Source organism: Herbidospora solisilvae (assembly GCF_009901565.1).
In the GTDB taxonomy this organism is placed as follows: Bacteria; Actinomycetota; Actinomycetes; order Streptosporangiales; family Streptosporangiaceae; genus Herbidospora; species Herbidospora solisilvae.
Genome location: NZ_WXEW01000010.1, coordinates 130,863 through 150,503, shown reverse-complemented (window position 1 = coordinate 150,503; position 19,641 = coordinate 130,863). Strand labels below are relative to the sequence as shown.

The following is a 19,641-nucleotide window of genomic DNA, read 5'->3' as shown; positions in this document are numbered from 1 at the left end:
GATATCGGGCGAAAGAATGAATCGCCGGTTACCCCGGAATCTAGAAGCCGAATCGCAACTCGGTCAGGCCGTTCTCGAAGTTGGAGCGAAGTTGGCGTCCTTCGCCGATCGCGTGGATGCCGGGAAGGCGCCGGAACAGTTCCCGGAACGCCACGGTGAGTTCTTTCCGGACGAGATTCGCACCGAGGCAGAAGTGGATACCGGGCGCCCCGAACCCGACATGTGGATTCGGGTCACGGGTGATGTCGAACGTGTCGGGATCGGCGAACACGGAGTCGTCGCGATTGGCCGAGAGAAAGTACAGGACGACCTTGTCGCCCGGTTTGAGCACCTGCCCGCCGACCTCGTGCTCGACCTTGATCGTGCGGCCGGTGCGCATGCCCGGCGTGACGTAGCGGACGATCTCCTCGATGCAGGTGCCGATGTGCGCGTCGAAGTCGTTCACGAGGAGTTCGCGCTGGTCGGGGTGGGTGGTGAGGAGCCGCAGGCCGTGGGCCATCGCGTTGCTGGCGGTGTTGATGCCGGCGGTCACGAGGAGGGTGAAGAACGCGCCGAGCTCCATGCTGGTGAGCTTCTCGCCGTCGATGTTGGCGGTGACGAGCTGCGAGATGACGTCTTCGCGGGGGTTCTTCCCGCGCTCCCTGCCCAGCTCGATGACCATCCGCCGCAGGCCGACCAGGCCCATCGTGTTCTTGGCGGCCAGGCGCAGGGAGGAGGCGAACCCGGGCCGCACGCCGGTGTAGTCGGCCCAGGTGTGCACCCGCTCGATGACCAGGCCGCGGTGTTCTTCGGGCACCCCCACGATGTCGCAGATGACGCCCGCGGCGATCGGGTTGGCGACCTGGGTGATGAAGTCACCGCCCGGACCTGCGGCGACGACGCGGTCGATGATGCGGTTGACGTTGGCGGTGACGTCCTGCTCGCTCTTGTCGAGCATGCGCGGGGTGAACGCGCGGGCGATGATGCGGCGCAGGCGGCCGTGCTGGGGGTCGTCGAGGTTCACCATCGAGTTGCCGAAGATGTACTTGGCCCAGAACGGCGGCGGCGGGATCGACACCGACGGGTAGCTGCTGAACACGCCGGGGTTGCGCAGCGCCTCGGTGATCTCCTTGTGCCGGACCAGCGCGTAGAACCCCTTGCCCGACCGCAGTCCCGGGACCCGCGGCTCGCCGAAGTACATCGGCCGCTCGATCTCCCGCAGCCGTTCGAAGGCCGCCAGTCTCTCCGGATGGGGCCTGCCCCAGAACGAGAGGCTGCCCAGGTCGATGTCCTGCACGACGGTCATAAGGGGCAGCACCTCGGGTCGGGGGACGAGACGTTATTCGCGTGATTAGTATGGCGCGGTCATCACCCCCTAGGTCACCGGAATTCATCGCATATGAAGATCGATGTCGTACGTCCCCGCGATCTCGGCGAGCCGGAATTGTCGGCGTGGAGACGGATGCGCAGGGCCTCCCCCCACCTGGCCAGCCCGTGGCTGGCGCCCGAGTTCGCGCAGGCGGTCAGCCACGTCCGCGACGCCGCCAGAGTGGCCGTGATCTGCGACGACACCGGCCTTGCGGGGTTCCTGCCGTTCGAGCCGTGCGGCCCCGGGGCGGCCCGGCCGCTGGCCGCGTGGGTCACCCTGGCGCAGGGGCTGGTGCACCGGCCGGGATTCGAGGTGACCGGCCCGGACCTGCTGAAAGGCTGCGGGCTGGACGTGTTCGAGTTCGAATATCTGGTGGGCGGGCAACCGTGGTTCACTTCCGACGAGAATCGGACGGCGATGCTGCTCGATCTCGAATCCGGATATGACGGATATATCAAGTTCTTTCGTGAGACTTCGCCGAAGTCGTACAAGACAATCGTCTACAAGGAGCGCAAGATCCAGCGGGACATCGGCCCGCTGACCTACGAATACGCCTCCGACGATCATTTCGGCGCGCTGCTGCGCTGGAAGTCCGACCAGTATCGCCGCATCGGCCGCGCCGACCGCACGGCGAAACCGTGGGTGGCCGCCTTGATCGAAAGGCTGCGCGACGTTCAGACCCCCGAATTCAGCGCGCCGCTGTCGGTTCTGAAGATCGGCGACCGCCCGGTCGCCGCGCATTTCGGGCTGGTCAGCGAAGGCGTCATGGCGGGCTGGTTCCCCGCCTACGATCCGGAACTCGGGTCGTATTCACCCGGTCTCATCCATCATTTACGCCTGGTCGAGGCCGCCGCCGCCCGCGGACTGCGGCACATCGACACCGGCACCGCCGGAGAATACAAACAGACCATCTGCAACGGCACCCTCCCCCTGTCGGAAGGGGTGGCGCGGCGGCCCGGCGCGGCCGCGGCCCTCCATTGGGCGCGCACCGCGCCCGCGCGGCGGATCAAGAAGACGATCGTCGGCAACCCCCGGCTCCACGCGCTCGCCGACCGGGCGCTGCGGATGCGGGGCCGGGGGTGAGGATCGACGTCGTGCGGCCGGCGGAGCTCTCCGCGGCCCAGCTCGCCGACTGGCGGGCCCTGGAGCGCCTGGACCGCCGCCCGAACCCGTTCCTGGCCCCGGAGTACGCCCAGGCGGTCGGCGCGGTCCGCGACGACGCCCACGTGGCCGTGGTCGACGGCGGCCGGGCCTTCTTCCCGTTCGAGCGGCGCGGCGCGGTCGGCCTCCCGATCGGCTCGGTGCTCTCCGATCTCCAGGGCATGGCGGCCGAACCCGGGCTGGAGGTCGCGCCCAGGGAGCTGCTGCGCGCCTGCGACCTCAAGGTGTGGGCCTTCGACCATCTCGACCCGGCCCAGTTCGTCCACCACCACAAGGCCCTGCACCCCTCCCCGGTCATCGACCTGACCGGCGGCTACGACGTCTACGCCAAGGGGCTGGCCGAGCGGTCGAACAAGATCTACAAGTCGACCCTGAAGAAGGAGCGGCGGCTGGCCCGTGAGGTCGGCGAGGTCCGGTTCGAGCTCGACTCGCCCGACCGCGCGGCCCTGCGCACCCTCCAGCGGTGGAAGTCGGCGCAGTACCGCCGCACCGGCCGCCCCGACCGCTTCGCCGAGCCGTGGGTGGTCGCCGTCACCGAGCGCCTCCACGACGTCCGCACCCCCGTGTTCACCGGCACCCTGGGCCTGCTCTACGCGGGCGACACGCTGGTCGCGGGCAACTTCGGGGTGCGCACCGAGACGACGATCATCGCCTGGTTCCCCGTCTACGACCCGGCCTTCGCCTTCTACTCCCCCGGCCTGATCCACCGCCTGCGCCTGTGCCGGGCGGTCGCCGAGGCGGGGGTGACCCTGATGGACCTCGGCCGGGGCGAGAAGGGCTACAAGGACAGCCTCAAGACCGGCGACCTGATGGTCGCCGAGGGCCGCCTGGCCCGCCCCTCGGTCGCGGCGGCCCGCCACTGGCTGGTCCACGAGCCGAGGCGCCGCGCCGTGAACCTGGTGCTCTCCACCCCGGTCCTGTACGGCGCCGCCGACCGCGCCGCCCGATGGGTCGCGGCCCGGCGCGGCACTACTCCTGCGTCTGCGGATTGAGCCCCGGCAGCCTCTTCGCCCCGGCGACCGGCGGCTCGGTCAGCTCCAGCACGTCGAGCCCCCGGGTGATGTCGCTGGAGTAGATGTAACCGTTGTAGAAGTAGGCCGACCACGACCCGCCGAGCGTGCCGGCCGCCAGCGGCGCCCGGTCGAACGCGGCCACCTCCCGGGCCTTGGCCGGGTCGGTGAAGTCCCAGACCGAGACGCCGCCCTGGTACCAGGCCTGCACCATCAGGTTCCGGCCCTCGATCGGGATGACGTTGCCGTTGTGGGCGACGCAGTTCTCGGCCTCGCTCTGCGCCCTGGGGATCTTGAACAGGCCGAGCGGCCGCATCCGGCGGTCGTCGGTGATCTCGTAGATCGCGGTGCCGCCCTTGTTCCCCGGCACCTCGGCGGTGCACATCGGGGCCGTGCCGCCGCCCAGTTCGTCGCTGAAGACGACCTTCGTGCCGTCGGGGGTGAACGCCGCGGAGTGCCAGATCGAGAAGTTCCTCCGGTCGGTGACCCGCTGGAGCACCTTCGGGTCGGCCCGGTCGGTGATGTCGAGCAGCAGGCCGTCGCCGTAGCAGGCGGCCACCGCCAGGTTCTTCGCCGGGAGCACGCTGACGTCGTGGCAGCCGCCGAACCGGCCCGGGTCGCGGTCGGTGAACAACACGGGCGTGGCCACGAGCTTGGCGGCGGCCGGGTCGGCGGCCGGCACCTCGATGACCGAGACGAGCTCGTGGGGCGCGGGACAGCGGGCCGTGTCGGGGGCCGGCCCGGCGGCCGAGGCGTAGACGTGGTGGACGTCGTCGCCCGGGATGATCGTGTTGGTGTGGGACCCGCAGGGGGTGCGGACCGCGGTGACGTAGCGGGGCCGGGCGACGTCGGTGATGTCGAAGATCCGCACACCCTCGAACTGCGTCTCCGCCGACGGGTCGCCGGGGCCGCTGGCGCAGTCGGGACCGGCGCGGGGCACGTCGACCGACAGGAACAGCAGGTTGTTGTAGACCGAGACGTCGTTCTGGTCGGCGGGGCAGAGCACCCGCGCCACCACGGTCGGTCTGGTGGGATCGCCGATGTCGTAGACGGTGAAGCCGCCGTAGTTGCCGGCGAAGGCGTACCTCCCCTGGAAGGCCAGGTCGGTCGCGAACGACTCGGGGGTGTCGAACGGCGGGCCGGGCGGCACGTTCGCGACGTGCCGCAGGCCGGCCGTGATGGTGAACTCAGGCGTGGGGGCGCTCGTGGGCGTCGCGGCGGGCGGTGGCGCGGTCGTGCATCCCGCTATCAGGACAAGACCTACCAATAACCGCTTCAACCGCGATCCTCACTTTCCGAGGGTGATCCCGAGCAGTGCGTCGGCGACGTCACGGGCCAGTTCCGGCGCCTGCGGATCGTCACCCTCGGCGGCGGCCCAGGCGTCGATCTCGGCCAGCGCGCCGGGGGCGTCGAGGTCGTCGGCGATCCGGTCGCGCACCCTCTCCAGCAGCTCGGCGCCCGAGGGACCCCGCTCCCGCGCGACGGCCGCGCGCCAGCGGGCCAGGCGGTCGGTCGCTTCGGCCAGCTCGGCGTCGGTCCACTCCCAGTCGGTGCGGTAGTGGTGGGCGAGCAGGGCCAGCCGGATCGCCATCGGGTCGGTGTGCTGCCGCAACTTCGAGACGAACACCAGGTTGCCCCGCGACTTCGACATCTTCTCGCCGTCGAGGCCGACCATGCCGGAGTGGACGTAGGCCTTGGCGAACGGCCACTCGCCGGTCGCCACGTGGCCCTCGCAGGCGCCCATCTCGTGGTGGGGGAAGATCAGGTCGGTGCCGCCGCCCGCGACGTCGAAGCCGGGGCCGAGGTTGGCCAGGGCGATCGCGGTGCACTCGATGTGCCAGCCGGGGCGTCCCGGGCCGAAGGCCGAGGGCCAGGAGGGCTCACCGGGACGCTCGGCCCGCCAGAGCAGCCAGTCGAGGGGGTCGCGCTTGCCCGGCCGCCCGGGGTCGCCGCCGCGCTCGCCGAACAGGGCCAGCATGGTCTCCTCGTCGTAACCGGAGACCGCGCCGAACTTGGGGGCGGCGGTGCGGGCGAAGTAGACGTCGCCGTCGATCGTGTACGTCGCCTCGCCCAGCCGCTCGATGAGGGCGGCGACCTGGTCGACGACCTCGGTGACGCCGACGTACTCGGCCGGGGGCAGGATGCGCAGGACGGCCATGTCGGTGCGGAACAGCTCGATCTGGTCTTCGGCCAGCTCGCGCCAGTCCTGCCCGTCGCGCTGGGCGCGCTCCAGCAGCGGGTCGTCGACGTCGGTCGCGTTCTGGGTGTAGTGGACCTCGTGGCCGGCGTCGCGCCAGGCGCGGTTCACCAGGTCGAAGGCCAGGTAGGTGTTGGCGTGGCCGAGGTGGGTCGCGTCGTAGGGGGTGATGCCGCAGACGTACATGCGGGCCACCGGGCCGGGCTCCGTGGTCCGGATCTCGCGGGCGGCGGTGTCGTAGAGGCGGAGCGGGTGACCTTGGCCCGGCAGGCGGGGGACGTTCGACGAAGACCACGATTGCATGGTGTGAGCCTATCCGCGCGCCTCGCGGGGGATGTCCACCGGATGCCAGGTGAGGGGGTCGTCGGGCGCGGGCAGGAAGTCGTAGCGCACGCCCGACTCGGCCAGGGCCACGAGGCTGACCGACAACGACATGAACAGGCGGCCGTCGGTCAGCTCGTGGCGGACCAGCAGGGCGGCCGGGTCTTCGTAGGGCAGGCCGTCGCCGGAGGCGAGGGTGAGCCACTCGCCCCAGTAGCGTTCGGAGGGTCCCCCGCCCGGCCGGCCGGGCCGGGGCGCCGTGGCGAAGGCGGGCTGGAAGCGGGCCACGCGAGGGTTCTCGCGGGGGTCGGCCAGGCCCGCGTTGACCACGACGTAGGTGCCGGGGCGCAACTTCTCCTCCGACAGCCGGTCGCCCGTCCAGGTCCACAACCGGACGCCGTCGAGGCCGCACAGCAGCAGGTGGAAGGGGTCGTAGCGGGTCAGCTCGACCAGGGGCATCTCGCCGCCGGAGGCGGCCAGCAGCGGCAGCTCGCCGCGGGAGGCGCGGTTGGGCGAGGAGGTCAGCAGGCCGTGGCCGTTCAGCAGGGCCGCGACGCGACGGGCGGCGGGGTGGAGGGCCAGCCAGGTGCCGCCCGCCAGGAGGTCACGGCCGCCGACGACGCCCTGATGGCCGGGCCAGTAGGCGGAGGGGGACATCCAGGGGCGGTTGACGAACTCGTCGCGGACCCCGGCCAGCAGGATCGGCGACTCCGCATCGGGGTCGAAGCTCACGATGACCGTACACAATGCCCGTTCCCTCCACTATCGGTAGAGACTCATGCAGAGTGCCGGAAATAAAGTGCTACGTCCAGCTCAGTGAGGCTCCGGGAAAGCAGTTATATCGGGGGCCAGGGGATCGCGGGCCAGTCGCCCGATGGGTAGGGGTGAATTCCGGTGTCCAGCAGTCTGCGTACCCGGTTCCAGGTCGCCTCCACCTCGGCGGCGGTCAGCAGTTCGCGCAATCTTCGCCCGAGTCGTCCTCTTTCGAGTTCCTGATCGAGATGGACCAGGACGGCGACCGCCTCGCGGGAGAGCGGCCGGCCCTTCCACTGCCACAGGACGGTGCGGAGTTTGGTGTCGACGGAGAAGCAGACTCCGTGGTCGACGCCGTAGACGTGGCCGTCGGGCAGCGGCAGGAGGTGGCCGCCCTTGCGGTCGGCGTTGTTGATCACCGCGTCGAGCACGGCCATGCGGCGCAGCGCGGGCTGGCGGCTGCGCATGACGGCCATCAGGTCGGCGTCGGGGTCGGCGTCGATCCAGAGCTGGACCATGCCGGGGCCGAACGGGCCGTCGCGGTAGACGGTGGGCGGCACCAGCCGCCAGCCGGTGGCCACGGCCACCTCGTAGGCGGCGACCTCGCGGGCGGCGAGGGTGCCGTCGGGGAAGTCCCAGAGCGGGCGTTCGCCCTCCACGGGCTTGTAGACGCAGGCCGCGACCTGGTCGCCCGCGCTGATCGTGCAGTAGAGGGTCATGTTGCTGGCCTCGATCAGACGGCCGGCGATCTCCAGCCGCCCGCCGCGCAGCAGGCGCATGGCCGCCGCGTCGTCGAGCCTCGTTCCCTCTTCCGCGTTCTCAGCGGTCATGCGGTGAGTCCCCCGGGGTGGTGTCCGTTGAGCCTGACGCAGATGTGACCCTCGGGATCGAGGGGCTGCCCGCACAGCGGGCACGGCGGCCGCCCGGCGGCCACGATGTCGAGGGCCCGGCGGCTGAAGGCCCGCGCGGCGGCGGCGCTGATGCGCACCCGCAGGACGGCGGGCTCGGGCCGGTCGGGATCGCCGAAGATCGGGTCCTCCTCCTCTTCGGCGGTGGCCTCCTGCGCCTCGATGATCACCTGGGAGGTGTCGGGGTCCCAGGCCAGGGCCATGGTGCCGACCCGGAAGTCCTCTTCGATGGGGGTGTCGAGGGGGCCCTCGTCGGAGACCTCGCCGGGAGCCACGGCCGGGACGGGGGCGCGGCCGCCGCTGCGGCGCAGCACCTCATCGAGCAACTCGTCGAGGCGGTCGGCGAGCACCGCGACCTGGAACTTCTCGAGCGAGACCGTGGTGAGGCGCCCCTGCGCCCTCGCCTGTAGGAAGAAGGTTCGCGCGCCCGGTTGCCCAACGGCACCGGCCACGAACCTCTCAGGCGGATCGTAATCGAAGACCGGCATAGCCCCGACCTTACGTGGTCCCGGCTCCGCCGCCGACGGCGGCGTCGCTCCCCGCGATGTTTTCTCCTCCATCTTTGTGCTCCGGAGGCGGCTCCGGAAGCCCGAAATTTCGGGTGTCGTTAAGTCTGCGAAGAAAGGGGCGTATGGGGGTGTATTCGAGAACTGTGACCGATCCCGGATCGACGTTGATGCGCTGGAACTGGTCGAGGTGCAGACCGAGCGCGTCGGCCACGATCGCCTTGATCACGTCGCCGTGTGAGCAGACCAGGTAGGTCGCCCGCTCCCCCAGCCGGGCGTTCCAGTCGCGGACGGCCGCCACCGCGCGGGCCGACACGGCGGCCAGCGACTCGCCGCCCGGGAAGACGGCGGCGCTCGGGTGGGCCTGCACGACCCGCCACTCGGGCTCCTTGGCGAGGTCGCCGAGCTTCTTCCCGGTCCAGTCGCCGTAGTCGCACTCGGCGAATCGGTCGTCGATCTGGAGGTTTTCGGCGTTGAAAGGTTCGACGGTCTCACGGCAGCGTTCCAGCGGGCTGGAGACGACCGCGTCGAGCCGGACGTCCTTGAGGCGCTCGGCGGCGTCGGCGGCCTGCCGGCGGCCCCGGTCGTCGAGGTGCACGCCCGGCGTGCGCCCGGCCAGGACCGGCCCGGTCAGCGGGGTCAGGCCGTGGCGCAGCAGCAGGAGGGTCGTCATGCCGTGATCACACCCAGTCCGAGAAGGGTCAGCAGGAGGGTGCCGGCGAACACCCGGTAGATCACGAAGATGTTCACCGAGTTCTTGGCCACCCACTTCAGCAGCCAGGCGATCGAGGCGTAGCCGACGACGAAGGACACGATCGTGGCCACGGCCGTGCCGACCAGGGGCGGACCGCCGCCGTCGCCGACGTGGCGCATCTCGTAGACGCCCGACAGGACCACCGCCGGGATCGACAGCAGGAACGAGTAGCGGGCCGCCGCCTCGCGGGTGTAGCCGAGGAACATCGCCCCGGTCATCGTGGAGCCCGAGCGGGAGGCGCCGGGGATCAGCGGGAGCATCTGCCACGCGCCGATGATGAGGCCGTCTTTCAGCCCCAGGTCGGACAGCTGCTTGGCCTTCCTGCCGAACTGCTCGGCGCCCAGCAGGATCAGGCCGAACACGATCAGCATGGCCGAGTTGAGCCACAGGTTGCGGGCCGGCCCCTCGATCGCGTCGGAGAACAGCAGGCCGGCGACCGAGATCGGGATCGTGCCGAGGATGATGTACCACCCCATGCGCGCGTCGAGGTGGGCGCGCAGCTCCTTGTCGGTCAGGCTGCGCAGCCAGACCGCGGTGATCCGCAGGATGTCGCGCCAGAAGAAGATCAGCACCGCCAGCATGGTGCCGAGCTGGATGACGGCGGTGAACGCGGCTCCGGGGTCTTCCCAGCCCGCCAGCTTGGGCACGATGAGCAGGTGCGCCGAGCTGGAGATCGGCAGGAACTCGGTCAGCCCCTGCACGATGCCGAGGACGACCGCCTCAAAGACGTTCACGGTCGGCCAGCTTAGAGCCTCGGACACGATACTCTGACTCGCAATGGATCAGCGATATGTCGGGCGCAGCGGCCTGTCCGTCTCACGCATCGGGCTCGGCACCATGACCTGGGCGCGCGACACGTCGGCCGAAGAGGCCTCCGCCCAGCTCACGACGTTCGCCGAAGAGGGCGGCACGCTGGTCGACACCGCCGACGTCTACGCGGGCGGCGACGCCGAACGGCTGATCGGCCGGCTGCTCAAAGAGGTGGTCCCCAGAGAAGACCTGGTGATCGCCACCAAGGCCGTCCTCACGCCCGGCGGCAAAGACGGCTCCCGTCGCCACCTGATCCGCGCCCTCGACGCCTCGCTCGACCGCCTGGGCGTCGACGAGGTCGACTTATGGCAGCTCCACGCCTTCGATCCCGACGTGCCGCTCGAAGAGACGCTGCTGGCCGTCGACATCGCCGTCTCGACCGGGCGGGCCGCCTACGCCGGGGTGTGCAACTACGCGGGCTGGCAGGTCGCGGCGGCCGGGGTGCACCAGCGTTCGGCGGCGGGGCGGGCCCCGATCGTGGCCGCGCAGGTCGAATACTCGCTGGTGGCCCGCGAGGCCGAAGACGAGTTGTTCCCGGCCGCCGCCCACGTGGGCGCGGGCGTGCTGGCCTGGTCGCCGCTCGGGCGGGGCGTGCTGACCGGCAAGTACCGGACCGGCATCCCGGCCGACTCGCGCGCCGCGACGCCGCACTTCGCCGACTTCGTCCAGCCCTATCTCGACGAGCGGTCGCGCCGGATCGTCGAGTCGTGCGTGACCGCCGCCGAGGGCCTGGGCGCCTCGCCGCTGGCGGTGGCGCTGGCGTGGGTCCGCGACCGGCCCGGGGTCGCCTCGGCGATCGTGGGCGCGCGCACCCACGCCCAGCTCCTCGGTGTGCTGGAGTCCGAGACGCTCGTGCTCCCCTGGGAGATCCGTGAGGCCCTGGACGACGTGTCGTCGTGACACCTCGCCCAGGGCCTCCCGGGTGATCGCCGCCTGCGGGTCAGGCGCAGGCGGAGCCGTTGACGGTGAAGTCGGCCGGCGCGGGGTTCGCACCGGTGTGCTCACCGTTGAAGCCGATCCACAGGGTCCGGCCGGGCGCGATGTCCCTGTTCCAGTCCACGCCGGTGGCGGTGACCCGCTGGCCGTTCTGCTCCCAGACCGCCGACCAGCCCCGGTCCACCCGCTGCCCGTGCGTGGGGAAGGTGAACGTGAGCTCCCAGTCCTCGATGGGCTCGTCGCCGGTGTTCGTGATCGCGACGTTCGTGGTCATTCCGGTGCCCCAGGTGCGGGTCGAGTAGTCCACCTCGCATGACACGGCGGGCGTGCTGGGGGTGAAGACCACCGGCGGCGACTCGTACCCCCAGCTGCGGTCGGCGTACAGCGGGCGGACCGTGACGGAGTACTCGGTGCCCGGCGTCAGCCCGGTGAGGGTCGCGGTGGTGCCCGGGACCGTCATGAGCAGCTGCCCGCCCGAGATGACCTGGTAGGCCGTGGCGGGTGCGGCGTACGAGGGCATCGTCCACGACAGGCGGACGCTGGTGGGGCTCAGCGGAGCGGCGACCGGGCGGCTCGGCTGCGGCTGCACGATGTCGTTGCTGATGCGCACCCGGGTGACCGGCGACCGGCCGCCGCGCACGCCGTAGCGGTCGACGGCGACCACGTAGACGGGATAGTCCTTGGTTCCCGTGGGGGTCGGGAGGTTGACCCAGCCCTCGGCAGGCCCCTGGAAGACGGCCCGGATTATCCCGTTCCCTCCGTCGTCCTCGTAGACCTCGTAGCAGGCCACGCCGTGGTCGTCGGTCGACGGCGCCCAGCGCAGGTACGCGCCGTTGAAGAACCACCAGTCGACCGACGGCGCGCCCGGCGCGGTCGGCGGGGCGTTGGCGGGCGGGTTCGTGGGGATGGGACCGGTCCGGCAGGTGAGGGGGACCGGGCCGGGGCTGCCGGTCGGCGAGGGCGCCGGCGTCGGTGCCGGCGCCGCGAGCAGAGCGGCGGTGAGGACCACTGCGGTGATCTGCATGGCCCCGATCGTCGGGACCGGCCGGGTGTGCCGTCAACGCGCGGGGCGTCGCGGCCCGGCCCGCAGCAGGTGGCCTTTGAAAGGTTCAGAAACCGAACGAGAAATGGTCTCGCGTATCACACCTGGATACCGAAGGGCGACTCAGCGCGAAATCCACCCGGCGTTGGGGAGAGACTGGAGCGCGCCAACGGGAGCGGTGCGCCCACAGGGGAGGGGGCCCGCCGGTGACTGGGGAGGGGCACATGAGGATCGGGCGTCGCGCGTCCACCCTCGGCGCCGGCGTTCTCGCCGTGGCCATTGGCGCCGCTCTCCCCTTGGTCATGGCCGAGGCCGCCATGGCCGCCGACTGCGACCGGGGCGGCCTGCTGCCGGGGGTGACCGACACGCTGTGCAAGGTGGTCGACGGCGCGACCGACGTCGTCGACGACGTGACCAAGGGCGGTCTCGGCGACGTCACCGACACGGTCGACAAGGTCGTCGGCGGGGTGACCGGCAGCGACGACTCGACGTCCTCATCCGCTCCGGGGGAGAGCAAGGACTCGGGCAAGCCGGAGAAGAACCAGAAGAAGGAGTCGTCGACCGGCGTCGAGACCGGAACGACCGACGGCGGTTCCGTGGACGGCTGCTCGGTCGCCTGCGGCCACAGCCCGGTGCCCACGCTCGACGCCGAGCCGGGGCGGGTGAAGCCCACCGAACCCACCGAGCCCGCCACGACCGGCCGGCGCGAGAACCGCAGGGAGCGTCGGCCGGAGCCCCGCCCCCAGTTCGTCACCACGGGCGAGTCGATCACGGCCTCCCCGGAGCCCACTCCCCCGCCCGTCGCCGAGCCCGAGCCGGTCCGCGTCGACGAGGTCGCCCCGCCGCTGCTGTGGCCCGGCCAGCTCATCCCCGAGCTCATGAGCGACACCCGGAAGGCGCCGGTGCGGCCGAAGCAGGCCTACGACCCCGTCGCGACCGGGCTGACGACGCTGCTGCTGGTGTCGGCGGTGCTGGCCGCGCGGGTCGCCTGGCTCAAGCGGGCCAGGAAGGAAGAGCTTGAGGCGATGTGCCCGGAGTCGCTGCCGCTCTCCGGGCTCCAGTCGGCGTCGCGACGCCGTCAGCGCATCGCCTGAGAACCCTAGGCGCCGATGGCGTGGACGCCGCCGTCGACGTGGACGATCTCGCCCGTCGTGGCCGGGAACCAGTCGCTCAGCAGGGCGACGCACGCCTTGGCCGCCGGGACCGTGTCGGCCAGGTCCCAGCCCAGCGGGGCCTTGGCCGGCCAGGAGTCCTCGAACTCCTTGAAGCCGGGGATGCTCTTGGCCGCCATCGTGCGCAGCGGACCGGCCGCCACCAGGTTGGCCCTGATGCCGTGCTTGCCCAGGTCACGCGCGAGGTAGCGGTTGGTCGCCTCGAGCCCGGCCTTGGCCACGCCCATCCAGTCGTAGACCGGCCACGCCTTGGACGCGTCGAAGTCGAGGCCGACGACCGAGCTGCCCTGCTTCATCAGCGGCAGGCAGGCCATCGACAACGACTTGTAGGAGAAGGTGGAGATCTGGAAGGCGGTGGCGACGTCTTCCCACGAGGTGTTGAGGAAGTTGCCGCCCAGGGCGGTCTGCGGCGCGAACCCGATGGAGTGGACGACCCCGTCGAGCCCCCCGAGGTGTTCGCCGACCCGCTCGGCCAGGCTGTCGAGGTGTTCGGTGTTGCTGACGTCGAGCTCCAGCACCGGCGGCGGCTCGGGCAGCCGCTTGGCGATGCGCTCGACCAGGCTCAGGCGGCCGAACCCGGTGAGGACGATCTGGGCGCCCTCCTCCTGAGCCAGCTTGGCCACGCTGAAGGCGATCGAGGCGTCGGTCAGCACGCCGGTGACGAGGATGCGCTTGCCCTCGAGGATTCCCATGGTCAGTGCCCCATTCCCAGGCCGCCGTCGACGGGGATCACGGCCCCGGTGATGTAGGAGGCGTCTTCGCTCGCCAGGAAGCGGACGACGCGCGCGACCTCGCCCACCTTGGCCTGGCGGCCGAGCGGGATCTGCTTCTGGATCGCGGCCTGCTGCTCCTCGGTGAGGACGGCGGTCATGTCGGTCTCGACGAAACCGGGGGCCACGATGTTGACGGTGATGTTCCGGGAGCCGAGCTCACGGGCCAGCGACCGGCCGAAGCCGACCAGGCCGGCCTTGGAGGCGGCGTAGTTGGCCTGCCCGGCGGAGCCGAGGAGGCCGACGACGGACGAGACGAGGATGATGCGGCCGCGCTTGAGGCGCAGCATCGGCCGGACGGCGCGCTTGGCGACCCGGTAGGCCCCGGTCAGGTTGGTGTCGATGACGTCGGTGAAGGTCTCTTCCTTCATCATCGCCAGCAGGGTGTCTTTGGTGATGCCGGCGTTGGCCACGACGACCTCGACCGGGCCGTGCTCGGCCTCGGCCTTCTCGAAGGCGGCGTCGACCGACTCCTGGCTGGTGACGTCGCACGTGACGCCGAAGAGCCCGTCGGGGGCCTGGCCGGATCGGTGGGTGACGGCGACGAGGTCTCCGGCCGCCGAGAGTTCCCGGGCGATCGCGAGGCCGATGCCGCGGTTGCCGCCGGTGACGAGTACAGAACGAGGCATGTACCCGACGTTACTAGTTACTCCCGGGTAGCCTCTTGTTCGCCCGAGACAAGATCGCGGCTGCGGCGTGGTGGGGTTACTCCAGATCATCTCTTACGGGGCGGACTAGGATCCCCTCCATGCGTCAGATCGATCCCGACTTCCTCGCCCTGCCGCTGCGGCGGCTGGCCGACGCCGCCCTCCAGCGGGCCCGCGAGCTGGGCGCCGAGTTCGCCGCCTTCCGTTTGGAACGGGTGCGCGCCGAGACGCTCCGCCTGTTCGACGCCCGCCTCGAAGGCTCCAGCGACGCCGACGACCTCGGTTTCGCCGTACGGGTGGTCAAGAACGGCACCTGGGGGTTCGCCGGCGGCATCACGCTCACGCCCGAGGCCGCGGCCGAGGTGGCGGCGCAGGCCGTCCAGGTGGCCGAGGTGAGCGCCCCCCTCAACCGGGAGCCCGTCGAGCTGGCCGCCGAGCCGGTGCACGAGGGCGTCTGGGTGTCCCTCTACGACGTCGACCCGTTCGACGTGCCGCTGCGCGACAAGGTCGCGCTGCTGGGCGACTGGTCCGCCGGCCTGCTGGCCAAGGGGGTCGACCACGTGTCGGCCTCCTTGATGCAGGTCAAGGAGCAGAAGTTCTACGCCGACTCGGCCGGCACGGTCACCACCCAGCAGCGGGTCCGCGTCCATCCCTCGCTGACGGCCATGAAGTCCGAGGGCGCCCTCTTCGACGACATGCGCACCCTCGCGCCCCCGGTGGGCCGGGGCTACGAATACCTGACCGGCACGGGCTGGGACTTCCCCGCCGAACTGGCCGAGATCCCCGACCTGCTGGCCGAGAAGCTGGCCGCCCCCTCGGTGAAGGCGGGCGACTACGACCTGGTGATCGACCCCTCGAACCTGTGGCTGACCATCCACGAGTCGATCGGCCACGCCACCGAGCTCGACCGGGCGCTGGGCTACGAGGCGGCGTACGCGGGCACCTCCTTCGCCACCTTCGACCAGCTCGGCGAGCTCACCTACGGCTCCCCCATCATGAACGTCACCGGCGACCGGACCGCCGACCACGGCCTGGCCACCGTCGGCTGGGACGACGAGGGCGTGCAGGGCCAGCGGTTCGACATCGTGCGCGACGGCACCCTGGTCGGCTACCAGCTCGACCGGCGGATGGCCCTGCTGAAGGGCCTGGGCCGCTCGAACGGCTGCGCCTTCGCCGACTCCCCCGGCCACACCCCGATCCAGCGCATGGCCAACGTCTCGCTCCAGCCCGCCGAGGGCGGCCCGTCGGCCGAGGAGCTGATCGCGGGCGTCGACGACGGCATCTACGTCCTGGGCGACAAGAGCTGGTCGATCGACATGCAGCGCTACAACTTCCAGTTCACCGGCCAGCGCTTCTACAAGATCGAGAACGGGCGCCTCGCGGGCCAGCTCCGCGACGTCGCCTACCAGGCCACCACCACCGACTTCTGGCGCTCGATGGACGCCGTCGGCGGCCCGCAGACCTACGTGCTCGGTGGCGCGTTCAACTGCGGCAAGGGCCAGCCCGGCCAGGTGGCCCCGGTCAGCCACGGCTGCCCGGCCGCCCGGTTCCGCGGTGTGAAGATCCTCAACACGGTGCAGGAGGGCGGCAAGTGACCCCGCAGGAAGTAGTCGAGCGCGCGCTGGCGCTGCCCGGCGCCGACGACCGCGTCGTCATCGTCGACGAGGACACCACCGCGAACCTGCGGTTCGCCGGGAACACCCTGACGACCAACGGCGTCGCCCGCGGCTCCCGGCTGACCGTGGTCTCGATCGCGGGCAGCGGCACCGGCGTCGTCTCCCGGGCGGGCGTCACGCCCGACCAGATCGCCGACGTCGTGGCCGCGGCCGACCGGGCGGCCCGCGACGCGCAGCCGTCCGAAGACGCCCGCCCGCTGGTGGCCGGAGAGGCCGCCGCCGACTGGGACCGCCCGGCCGAGGAGACCTCGATCGCGGTCTTCCGCGACCTGGCCCCCGCGCTCGGCGAGGCGTTCGCGACCGCCGAGGCCGGGGGCCGCCGGCTCTACGGGTTCGCCGAACACCTGGTCAACTCGGTCTTCGTCGGCACCAGCACCGGCCTGCGCCGCCGCCACGACCAGCCGACCGGCCGCCTGGAACTGAACGCCAAGTCGCCCGACATGACCCGCTCGGCGTGGGTCGGCGCGGCCACCCGCGACTTCACCGACGTCGACGTCGCCGCCCTCGACGCGACGCTGGCCCAGCGCCTCGAATGGGCCAAGCGCAGGGTCGACCTGGCCCCCGGGCGCTACGAGACGCTGCTGCCCCCGGGCGCGGTGGCCGACCTGATGATCTACCTGTACTGGTCGGCGGGCGCCCGCGACGCCTTCGACGGCCGCACGGTCTTCGCCAAGCCGGGCGGCGGCACCCGCGTCGGCGAGGAACTGGCCAAGCTGCCGATCGACCTCTACAGCGACCCGGGCCGGGCCGGGGTGGAGTGTGGCGGGTTCACCGTGGCCCACGCGTCGAGCCGCGAGTCGTCGGTCTTCGACAACGGCTTCACCCTGGGCCCGACCAAGTGGATCGCCGACGGCAGGCTGGCGAACCTGATCCAGACCCGCCACTCGGCCGAGGTCACCGGCCTCGCCGAGACCCCCGCGATCGACAACCTGATCATGGAGGGCCCGGCGGGCGGGAAGTCGCTGGAGGAGATGATCGCGGCCACCGAGCGCGGCCTGCTGCTCACCTGCCTCTGGTACATCCGCGAGGTCGACCCGCAGACGCTGCTGCTCACCGGCCTGACCCGCGACGGCGTCTACCTGGTCGAGAACGGCGAGGTCACGGCCGAGGTGAACAACTTCCGCTTCAACGAGTCGCCGGTCGACCTGCTCGGCCGCGTCACCGAGGTCGGCGCGGCGTCGCAGACCCTGCCGCGCGAGTGGAACGACTACTTCACCCGCACGATCATGCCGCCGCTGCGGGTGCCCGACTTCAACATGTCGACCGTGAGCCAGGCCAACTGATCTGACAAAGGTGTCAAGGGGCGGTCCCGTGTTGCACGGGACCGCCCCTTCTGCTACTCGGAGTCCTCCAGGCGGAAACCGACCTTCATGCCCACCTGGAAGTGGGCGACCTCGCCGTCCTGGATGTGGCCGCGGACCTCCGTCACCTCGAACCAGTCGAGATGGCGCAGCGTCTGCGACGCGCGCTTGATCCCGTTGCGAATGGCCTGGTCGACGGAGTCCCCGGACGTTCCCACGATCTCGGTCACCCGGTAGGTGCGGTCAGACATCGTGCCTCCCTGTCGTCGCGAAACGATCATATGCCCCGGGCGTAGGGTTGGATCGTGAAGCTGTTTCAACGGCGGAAGACGACCGTTCACCAGGTGACCGACGCGCAGCCGTCTCTGACGGCCGACATCCGCAGGCGCGAGATCAGCTACGTGATCAAGATGTCGATCCGCGTCGTCTGCCTCATCCTGGCCGTGGCGTGGCCCGGTGCGCCGCTGTGGCTGCGCGGTCTCTTCATCGCCGGCGCGGTGCTTTTGCCGTACCTTGCCGTGATCGGGGCCAACGAGCGGGGAAGGGACCTTCCCCCACTTCAGGACATGGATGGAGCTAACCAAAACGAGATACCACGGCATCGACGCGAGATCGGGTCGTGACTAAGTCTTGACGCATCCTAAGGGTGGTAGGTGTACAGTTTAGCCAAGCGCTCTGGTCCCCCGTCGGAGCGCTGGTGCCGGCGTTCCGGGCCCCCGTCGGAACGCCGATGAAGCGACGCCGGGTGGTTTGCCCCCGTAACCACCCGGCGTCGCCCTATGTTCAGACCTTTTCTGCCGCCCTTTACTCGCGGCGTCGTCTGACCTCCTCGCGAAAAAAGATCAGCGAATCTCCCCATGGGTGGCGCGAGCAAGAGAGCGGCTCCCTGAGCCTCGACGGTCACGCGATCATCTCCACGGCGAGATCCCCGAGGACGCCGGGCCCCGCCCGCGACGCGGGCTGGAGCCGGCGGGAGCAGGGCGCTAGTCGCGGCTCCATTCGGCCGCCTTGGCGGAGATGACCGCCGCCGCGTCGGGTGGGGCCGTTCCGGCTCCCTGGGCCAGCCCGAGGAGGTAGGCCGTCAGCGGCGCCGCCGGGCGGGCGACCCCGTGGGCCACGTCGCGCGTCAGGTCGAGGACCAGGTCGCGGTCGACGACGGCCGGGTCGATGCCGAGTTCGCGGCAGACCAGGGCGGTCCATTCCTCCAGCACGTTCACAAGCGGCCTCCAGACCAGGTGGAAACAGGGCGGGCCCAGCCGGTCAGCCGCCGATCGCGCTCATCGGGCGGGCCGGCTGGAGGAACTCGGGGTTGTCGATGCCGTGGCCCGGCTTCTTGCGGGCGACCGAGGCGGTCCAGCGGGCGGCCAGCTCGTCGTCGGAGGCGCCTTCGCGCATGGCCGTGCGAAGGTCGGACTCCTCGGTGGCGAACAGGCAGTTGCGGATCTGGCCGTCGGCGGTCAGCCGGACGCGGTCGCAGGCGCCGCAGAACGGGCGGGTGACCGAGCCGATCACGCCGACCGTCGCGGGGCCGCCGTCGACGAGGAACAGTTCGGCGGGGGCGCTGCCGCGCTCCTTCGGGTCGGCGTCGTCGAGTGTGAACTCGGCGCCGAGCAGGCCCAGGATCTCGTCGGCCGTGATCATGTTGTCGCGGCTCCAGCCGTGCTGGGCGTCGAGGGGCATCTGCTCGATGAACCTGAGCTGGTAGCCGCGGTCGAGGCAGTAGCGCAGCAGGCCGGCGGCCTCGTGGTCGTTGACGTCGCGCATCAGGACCGCGTTGACCTTCACGGGGCGCAGCCCGGCCGCGTCGGCGGCGGCCAGGCCGTCGAGGACGTCGGGCAGGCGGTCGCGGTGGGCGAGCTTCTTGAAGGTCTCGCGGTCGATCGTGTCGAGCGACACGTTCACCCGGTGGAGGCCCGCCTCGGCGAGCGGGGCGGCCAGCTTCGCCAGGCCGATGCCGTTGGTGGTCAGGGAGATCTCGGCGCCGAGGCCGGAGGTGCGGGCCACGATGTCGACCAGTTCACGGCGGAGCAGCGGCTCGCCGCCGGTGTAGCGGACTTCGGTGACGCCCAGGTCGCGCACCCCGATGGTGACCAGGCGGACGATCTCGTCGGCGGTCAGCAGGTCGGGTTTGGGCAGCCAGTCGAGACCTTCCGGCGGCATGCAGTAGCTGCACCGGAGGTTGCACCGATCGGTCAGCGACACCCGCAGGTCTGTCGCGACACGCCCGTACGAATCGACCAGCACGTAACCATCTCCATTCTGTATGCCAGCTTAGAGCAGGTACAACCGCGCCCGATCAACGGGGATTCCTCCAGAGGAAAACCATTGG

Annotated in this window: 21 protein-coding genes; 7 read left to right on the top strand and 14 right to left on the bottom strand. The window is 70.9% G+C overall.

Annotated features, from left to right (window positions below):
• Nucleotides 1-40 precede the first annotated feature (40 nt).
• Nucleotides 41-1,285 (bottom strand): cytochrome P450, encoded by a 1,245-nt coding sequence (locus GT755_RS31280; RefSeq protein WP_161483176.1) that lies wholly within the window; start codon nucleotides 1,283-1,285, stop codon nucleotides 41-43.
• 249 nt (nucleotides 1,286-1,534) lie between these two features.
• Between GT755_RS31280 and GT755_RS31275 the strand changes: the two genes are divergently transcribed.
• Together GT755_RS31275 and GT755_RS31270 are read left to right on the top strand one after the other, a co-directional pair.
• Nucleotides 1,535-2,431, top strand: coding sequence for a GNAT family N-acetyltransferase (locus GT755_RS31275; protein ID WP_328794611.1), 897 nt, complete (start codon nucleotides 1,535-1,537; stop codon nucleotides 2,429-2,431).
• A complete protein-coding gene (locus GT755_RS31270) occupies nucleotides 2,428-3,501 on the top strand; it encodes a GNAT family N-acetyltransferase (RefSeq protein WP_161483174.1) in 1,074 nt (357 codons plus the stop codon). Before GT755_RS31275 ends, GT755_RS31270 begins: the two co-directional genes overlap by 4 nt.
• Here the strand turns inward: GT755_RS31270 and GT755_RS31265 are convergent.
• The 7 genes from GT755_RS31265 to GT755_RS31235 form a co-directional block, all read right to left on the bottom strand.
• Nucleotides 3,479-4,798 (bottom strand): LVIVD repeat-containing protein, encoded by a 1,320-nt coding sequence (locus GT755_RS31265; RefSeq protein ID WP_161483173.1) that lies wholly within the window; start codon nucleotides 4,796-4,798, stop codon nucleotides 3,479-3,481. The genes GT755_RS31270 and GT755_RS31265 overlap by 23 nt on opposite strands.
• A 9-nt stretch (nucleotides 4,799-4,807) precedes the next feature.
• Entirely contained in the window at nucleotides 4,808-6,019 is a 1,212-nt protein-coding gene (mshC, locus tag GT755_RS31260; protein WP_161483172.1) for a cysteine--1-D-myo-inosityl 2-amino-2-deoxy-alpha-D-glucopyranoside ligase, read from the bottom strand.
• A gap of 9 nt (nucleotides 6,020-6,028) precedes the next feature.
• Entirely contained in the window at nucleotides 6,029-6,784 is a 756-nt protein-coding gene (locus GT755_RS31255) for an NRDE family protein (RefSeq protein ID WP_161483171.1), read from the bottom strand.
• A gap of 89 nt (nucleotides 6,785-6,873) precedes the next feature.
• Nucleotides 6,874-7,620, bottom strand: a complete 747-nt coding sequence (locus tag GT755_RS31250; RefSeq protein WP_161483170.1) for an SCO1664 family protein — start codon at nucleotides 7,618-7,620, stop codon at nucleotides 6,874-6,876.
• Complete coding sequence (locus tag GT755_RS31245; RefSeq protein ID WP_030452328.1) at nucleotides 7,617-8,186, bottom strand: DUF3090 domain-containing protein; 570 nt, start codon at nucleotides 8,184-8,186, stop codon at nucleotides 7,617-7,619. Before GT755_RS31245 ends, GT755_RS31250 begins: the two co-directional genes overlap by 4 nt.
• Nucleotides 8,187-8,196: 10 nt before the next feature.
• Nucleotides 8,197-8,877, bottom strand: a complete 681-nt coding sequence (locus GT755_RS31240; RefSeq protein ID WP_161483169.1) for an MSMEG_4193 family putative phosphomutase — start codon at nucleotides 8,875-8,877, stop codon at nucleotides 8,197-8,199.
• Complete coding sequence (locus GT755_RS31235) at nucleotides 8,874-9,692, bottom strand: undecaprenyl-diphosphate phosphatase (protein WP_285586988.1); 819 nt, start codon at nucleotides 9,690-9,692, stop codon at nucleotides 8,874-8,876. The genes GT755_RS31240 and GT755_RS31235 overlap by 4 nt, the downstream gene beginning before the upstream one ends.
• 43 nt (nucleotides 9,693-9,735) lie before the next feature.
• On the opposite strand from GT755_RS31235, the gene GT755_RS31230 reads away from it, so the two are divergent.
• On the top strand, nucleotides 9,736-10,668 hold the full coding sequence (locus GT755_RS31230) for an aldo/keto reductase (RefSeq protein ID WP_161483168.1): 933 nt from the start codon (nucleotides 9,736-9,738) through the stop codon (nucleotides 10,666-10,668).
• Nucleotides 10,669-10,708: 40 nt separating this feature from the next.
• Here GT755_RS31230 and GT755_RS31225 read toward each other — a convergent pair whose 3' ends face one another.
• A complete protein-coding gene (locus tag GT755_RS31225) occupies nucleotides 10,709-11,728 on the bottom strand; it encodes a cellulose-binding domain-containing protein (protein ID WP_161483167.1) in 1,020 nt (339 codons plus the stop codon).
• 242 nt (nucleotides 11,729-11,970) lie between these two features.
• Here GT755_RS31225 and GT755_RS31220 point away from each other — a divergent pair, with 242 nt between their 5' ends.
• A complete protein-coding gene (locus GT755_RS31220) occupies nucleotides 11,971-12,840 on the top strand; it encodes a hypothetical protein (protein ID WP_161483166.1) in 870 nt (289 codons plus the stop codon).
• A 5-nt stretch (nucleotides 12,841-12,845) separates the two neighbouring features.
• On the opposite strand, the gene fabI is transcribed toward GT755_RS31220, so the two are convergent.
• Both fabI and fabG read right to left on the bottom strand, forming a co-directional pair.
• Nucleotides 12,846-13,610, bottom strand: a complete 765-nt coding sequence (gene fabI, locus GT755_RS31215) for an enoyl-ACP reductase FabI (protein ID WP_062340315.1) — start codon at nucleotides 13,608-13,610, stop codon at nucleotides 12,846-12,848.
• Nucleotides 13,611-13,612: 2 nt separating this feature from the next.
• Nucleotides 13,613-14,317: a beta-ketoacyl-ACP reductase gene (gene fabG, locus GT755_RS31210; protein WP_161483165.1), complete on the bottom strand. Its 705-nt coding sequence runs from the start codon at nucleotides 14,315-14,317 to the stop codon at nucleotides 13,613-13,615.
• A gap of 119 nt (nucleotides 14,318-14,436) precedes the next feature.
• Between fabG and GT755_RS31205 the strand changes: the two genes are divergently transcribed.
• Nucleotides 14,437-15,930: a TldD/PmbA family protein gene (locus GT755_RS31205; protein WP_161483164.1), complete on the top strand. Its 1,494-nt coding sequence runs from the start codon at nucleotides 14,437-14,439 to the stop codon at nucleotides 15,928-15,930.
• Entirely contained in the window at nucleotides 15,927-17,294 is a 1,368-nt protein-coding gene (locus tag GT755_RS31200; protein WP_161483163.1) for a metallopeptidase TldD-related protein, read from the top strand. Before GT755_RS31205 ends, GT755_RS31200 begins: the two co-directional genes overlap by 4 nt.
• 53 nt (nucleotides 17,295-17,347) lie before the next feature.
• Here GT755_RS31200 and GT755_RS31195 read toward each other — a convergent pair whose 3' ends face one another.
• Nucleotides 17,348-17,563: a dodecin gene (locus GT755_RS31195; RefSeq protein WP_161483162.1), complete on the bottom strand. Its 216-nt coding sequence runs from the start codon at nucleotides 17,561-17,563 to the stop codon at nucleotides 17,348-17,350.
• Between the two features lie 54 nt (nucleotides 17,564-17,617).
• On the opposite strand from GT755_RS31195, the gene GT755_RS31190 reads away from it, so the two are divergent.
• Nucleotides 17,618-17,935, top strand: coding sequence for a DUF3099 domain-containing protein (locus GT755_RS31190; protein ID WP_161483161.1), 318 nt, complete (start codon nucleotides 17,618-17,620; stop codon nucleotides 17,933-17,935).
• Nucleotides 17,936-18,295: 360 nt separating this feature from the next.
• On the opposite strand, the gene GT755_RS31185 is transcribed toward GT755_RS31190, so the two are convergent.
• Both GT755_RS31185 and moaA read right to left on the bottom strand, forming a co-directional pair.
• A complete protein-coding gene (locus GT755_RS31185) occupies nucleotides 18,296-18,529 on the bottom strand; it encodes a DUF6457 domain-containing protein (RefSeq protein ID WP_030452315.1) in 234 nt (77 codons plus the stop codon).
• Between the two features lie 43 nt (nucleotides 18,530-18,572).
• A complete protein-coding gene (gene moaA / locus GT755_RS31180) occupies nucleotides 18,573-19,556 on the bottom strand; it encodes a GTP 3',8-cyclase MoaA (RefSeq protein ID WP_161483160.1) in 984 nt (327 codons plus the stop codon).
• Between the last annotated feature and the right edge of the window lie 85 nt (nucleotides 19,557-19,641).

Excerpts from the sequence above, each read along its gene's own strand:
- GT755_RS31225 (WP_161483167.1), bottom strand. The coding sequence starts at position 11,728 with ATGCAGATCACCGCAGTGGTCCTCACCGCCGCTCTGCTCGCGGCGCCG.
- mshC (WP_161483172.1), bottom strand. The coding sequence starts at position 6,019 with ATGCAATCGTGGTCTTCGTCGAACGTCCCCCGCCTGCCGGGCCAAGGT.
- GT755_RS31205 (WP_161483164.1), top strand. The coding sequence starts at position 14,437 with ATGCGTCAGATCGATCCCGACTTCCTCGCCCTGCCGCTGCGGCGGCTG.
- GT755_RS31195 (WP_161483162.1), bottom strand. The coding sequence starts at position 17,563 with ATGTCTGACCGCACCTACCGGGTGACCGAGATCGTGGGAACGTCCGGG.
- GT755_RS31280 (WP_161483176.1), bottom strand. The coding sequence starts at position 1,285 with ATGACCGTCGTGCAGGACATCGACCTGGGCAGCCTCTCGTTCTGGGGC.
- GT755_RS31230 (WP_161483168.1), top strand. The coding sequence starts at position 9,736 with ATGGATCAGCGATATGTCGGGCGCAGCGGCCTGTCCGTCTCACGCATC.
- GT755_RS31245 (WP_030452328.1), bottom strand. The coding sequence starts at position 8,186 with ATGCCGGTCTTCGATTACGATCCGCCTGAGAGGTTCGTGGCCGGTGCC.
- fabG (WP_161483165.1), bottom strand. The coding sequence starts at position 14,317 with ATGCCTCGTTCTGTACTCGTCACCGGCGGCAACCGCGGCATCGGCCTC.
- GT755_RS31250 (WP_161483170.1), bottom strand. The coding sequence starts at position 7,620 with ATGACCGCTGAGAACGCGGAAGAGGGAACGAGGCTCGACGACGCGGCG.
- GT755_RS31220 (WP_161483166.1), top strand. The coding sequence starts at position 11,971 with ATGAGGATCGGGCGTCGCGCGTCCACCCTCGGCGCCGGCGTTCTCGCC.
- fabI (WP_062340315.1), bottom strand. The coding sequence starts at position 13,610 with ATGGGAATCCTCGAGGGCAAGCGCATCCTCGTCACCGGCGTGCTGACC.
- GT755_RS31240 (WP_161483169.1), bottom strand. The coding sequence starts at position 8,877 with ATGACGACCCTCCTGCTGCTGCGCCACGGCCTGACCCCGCTGACCGGG.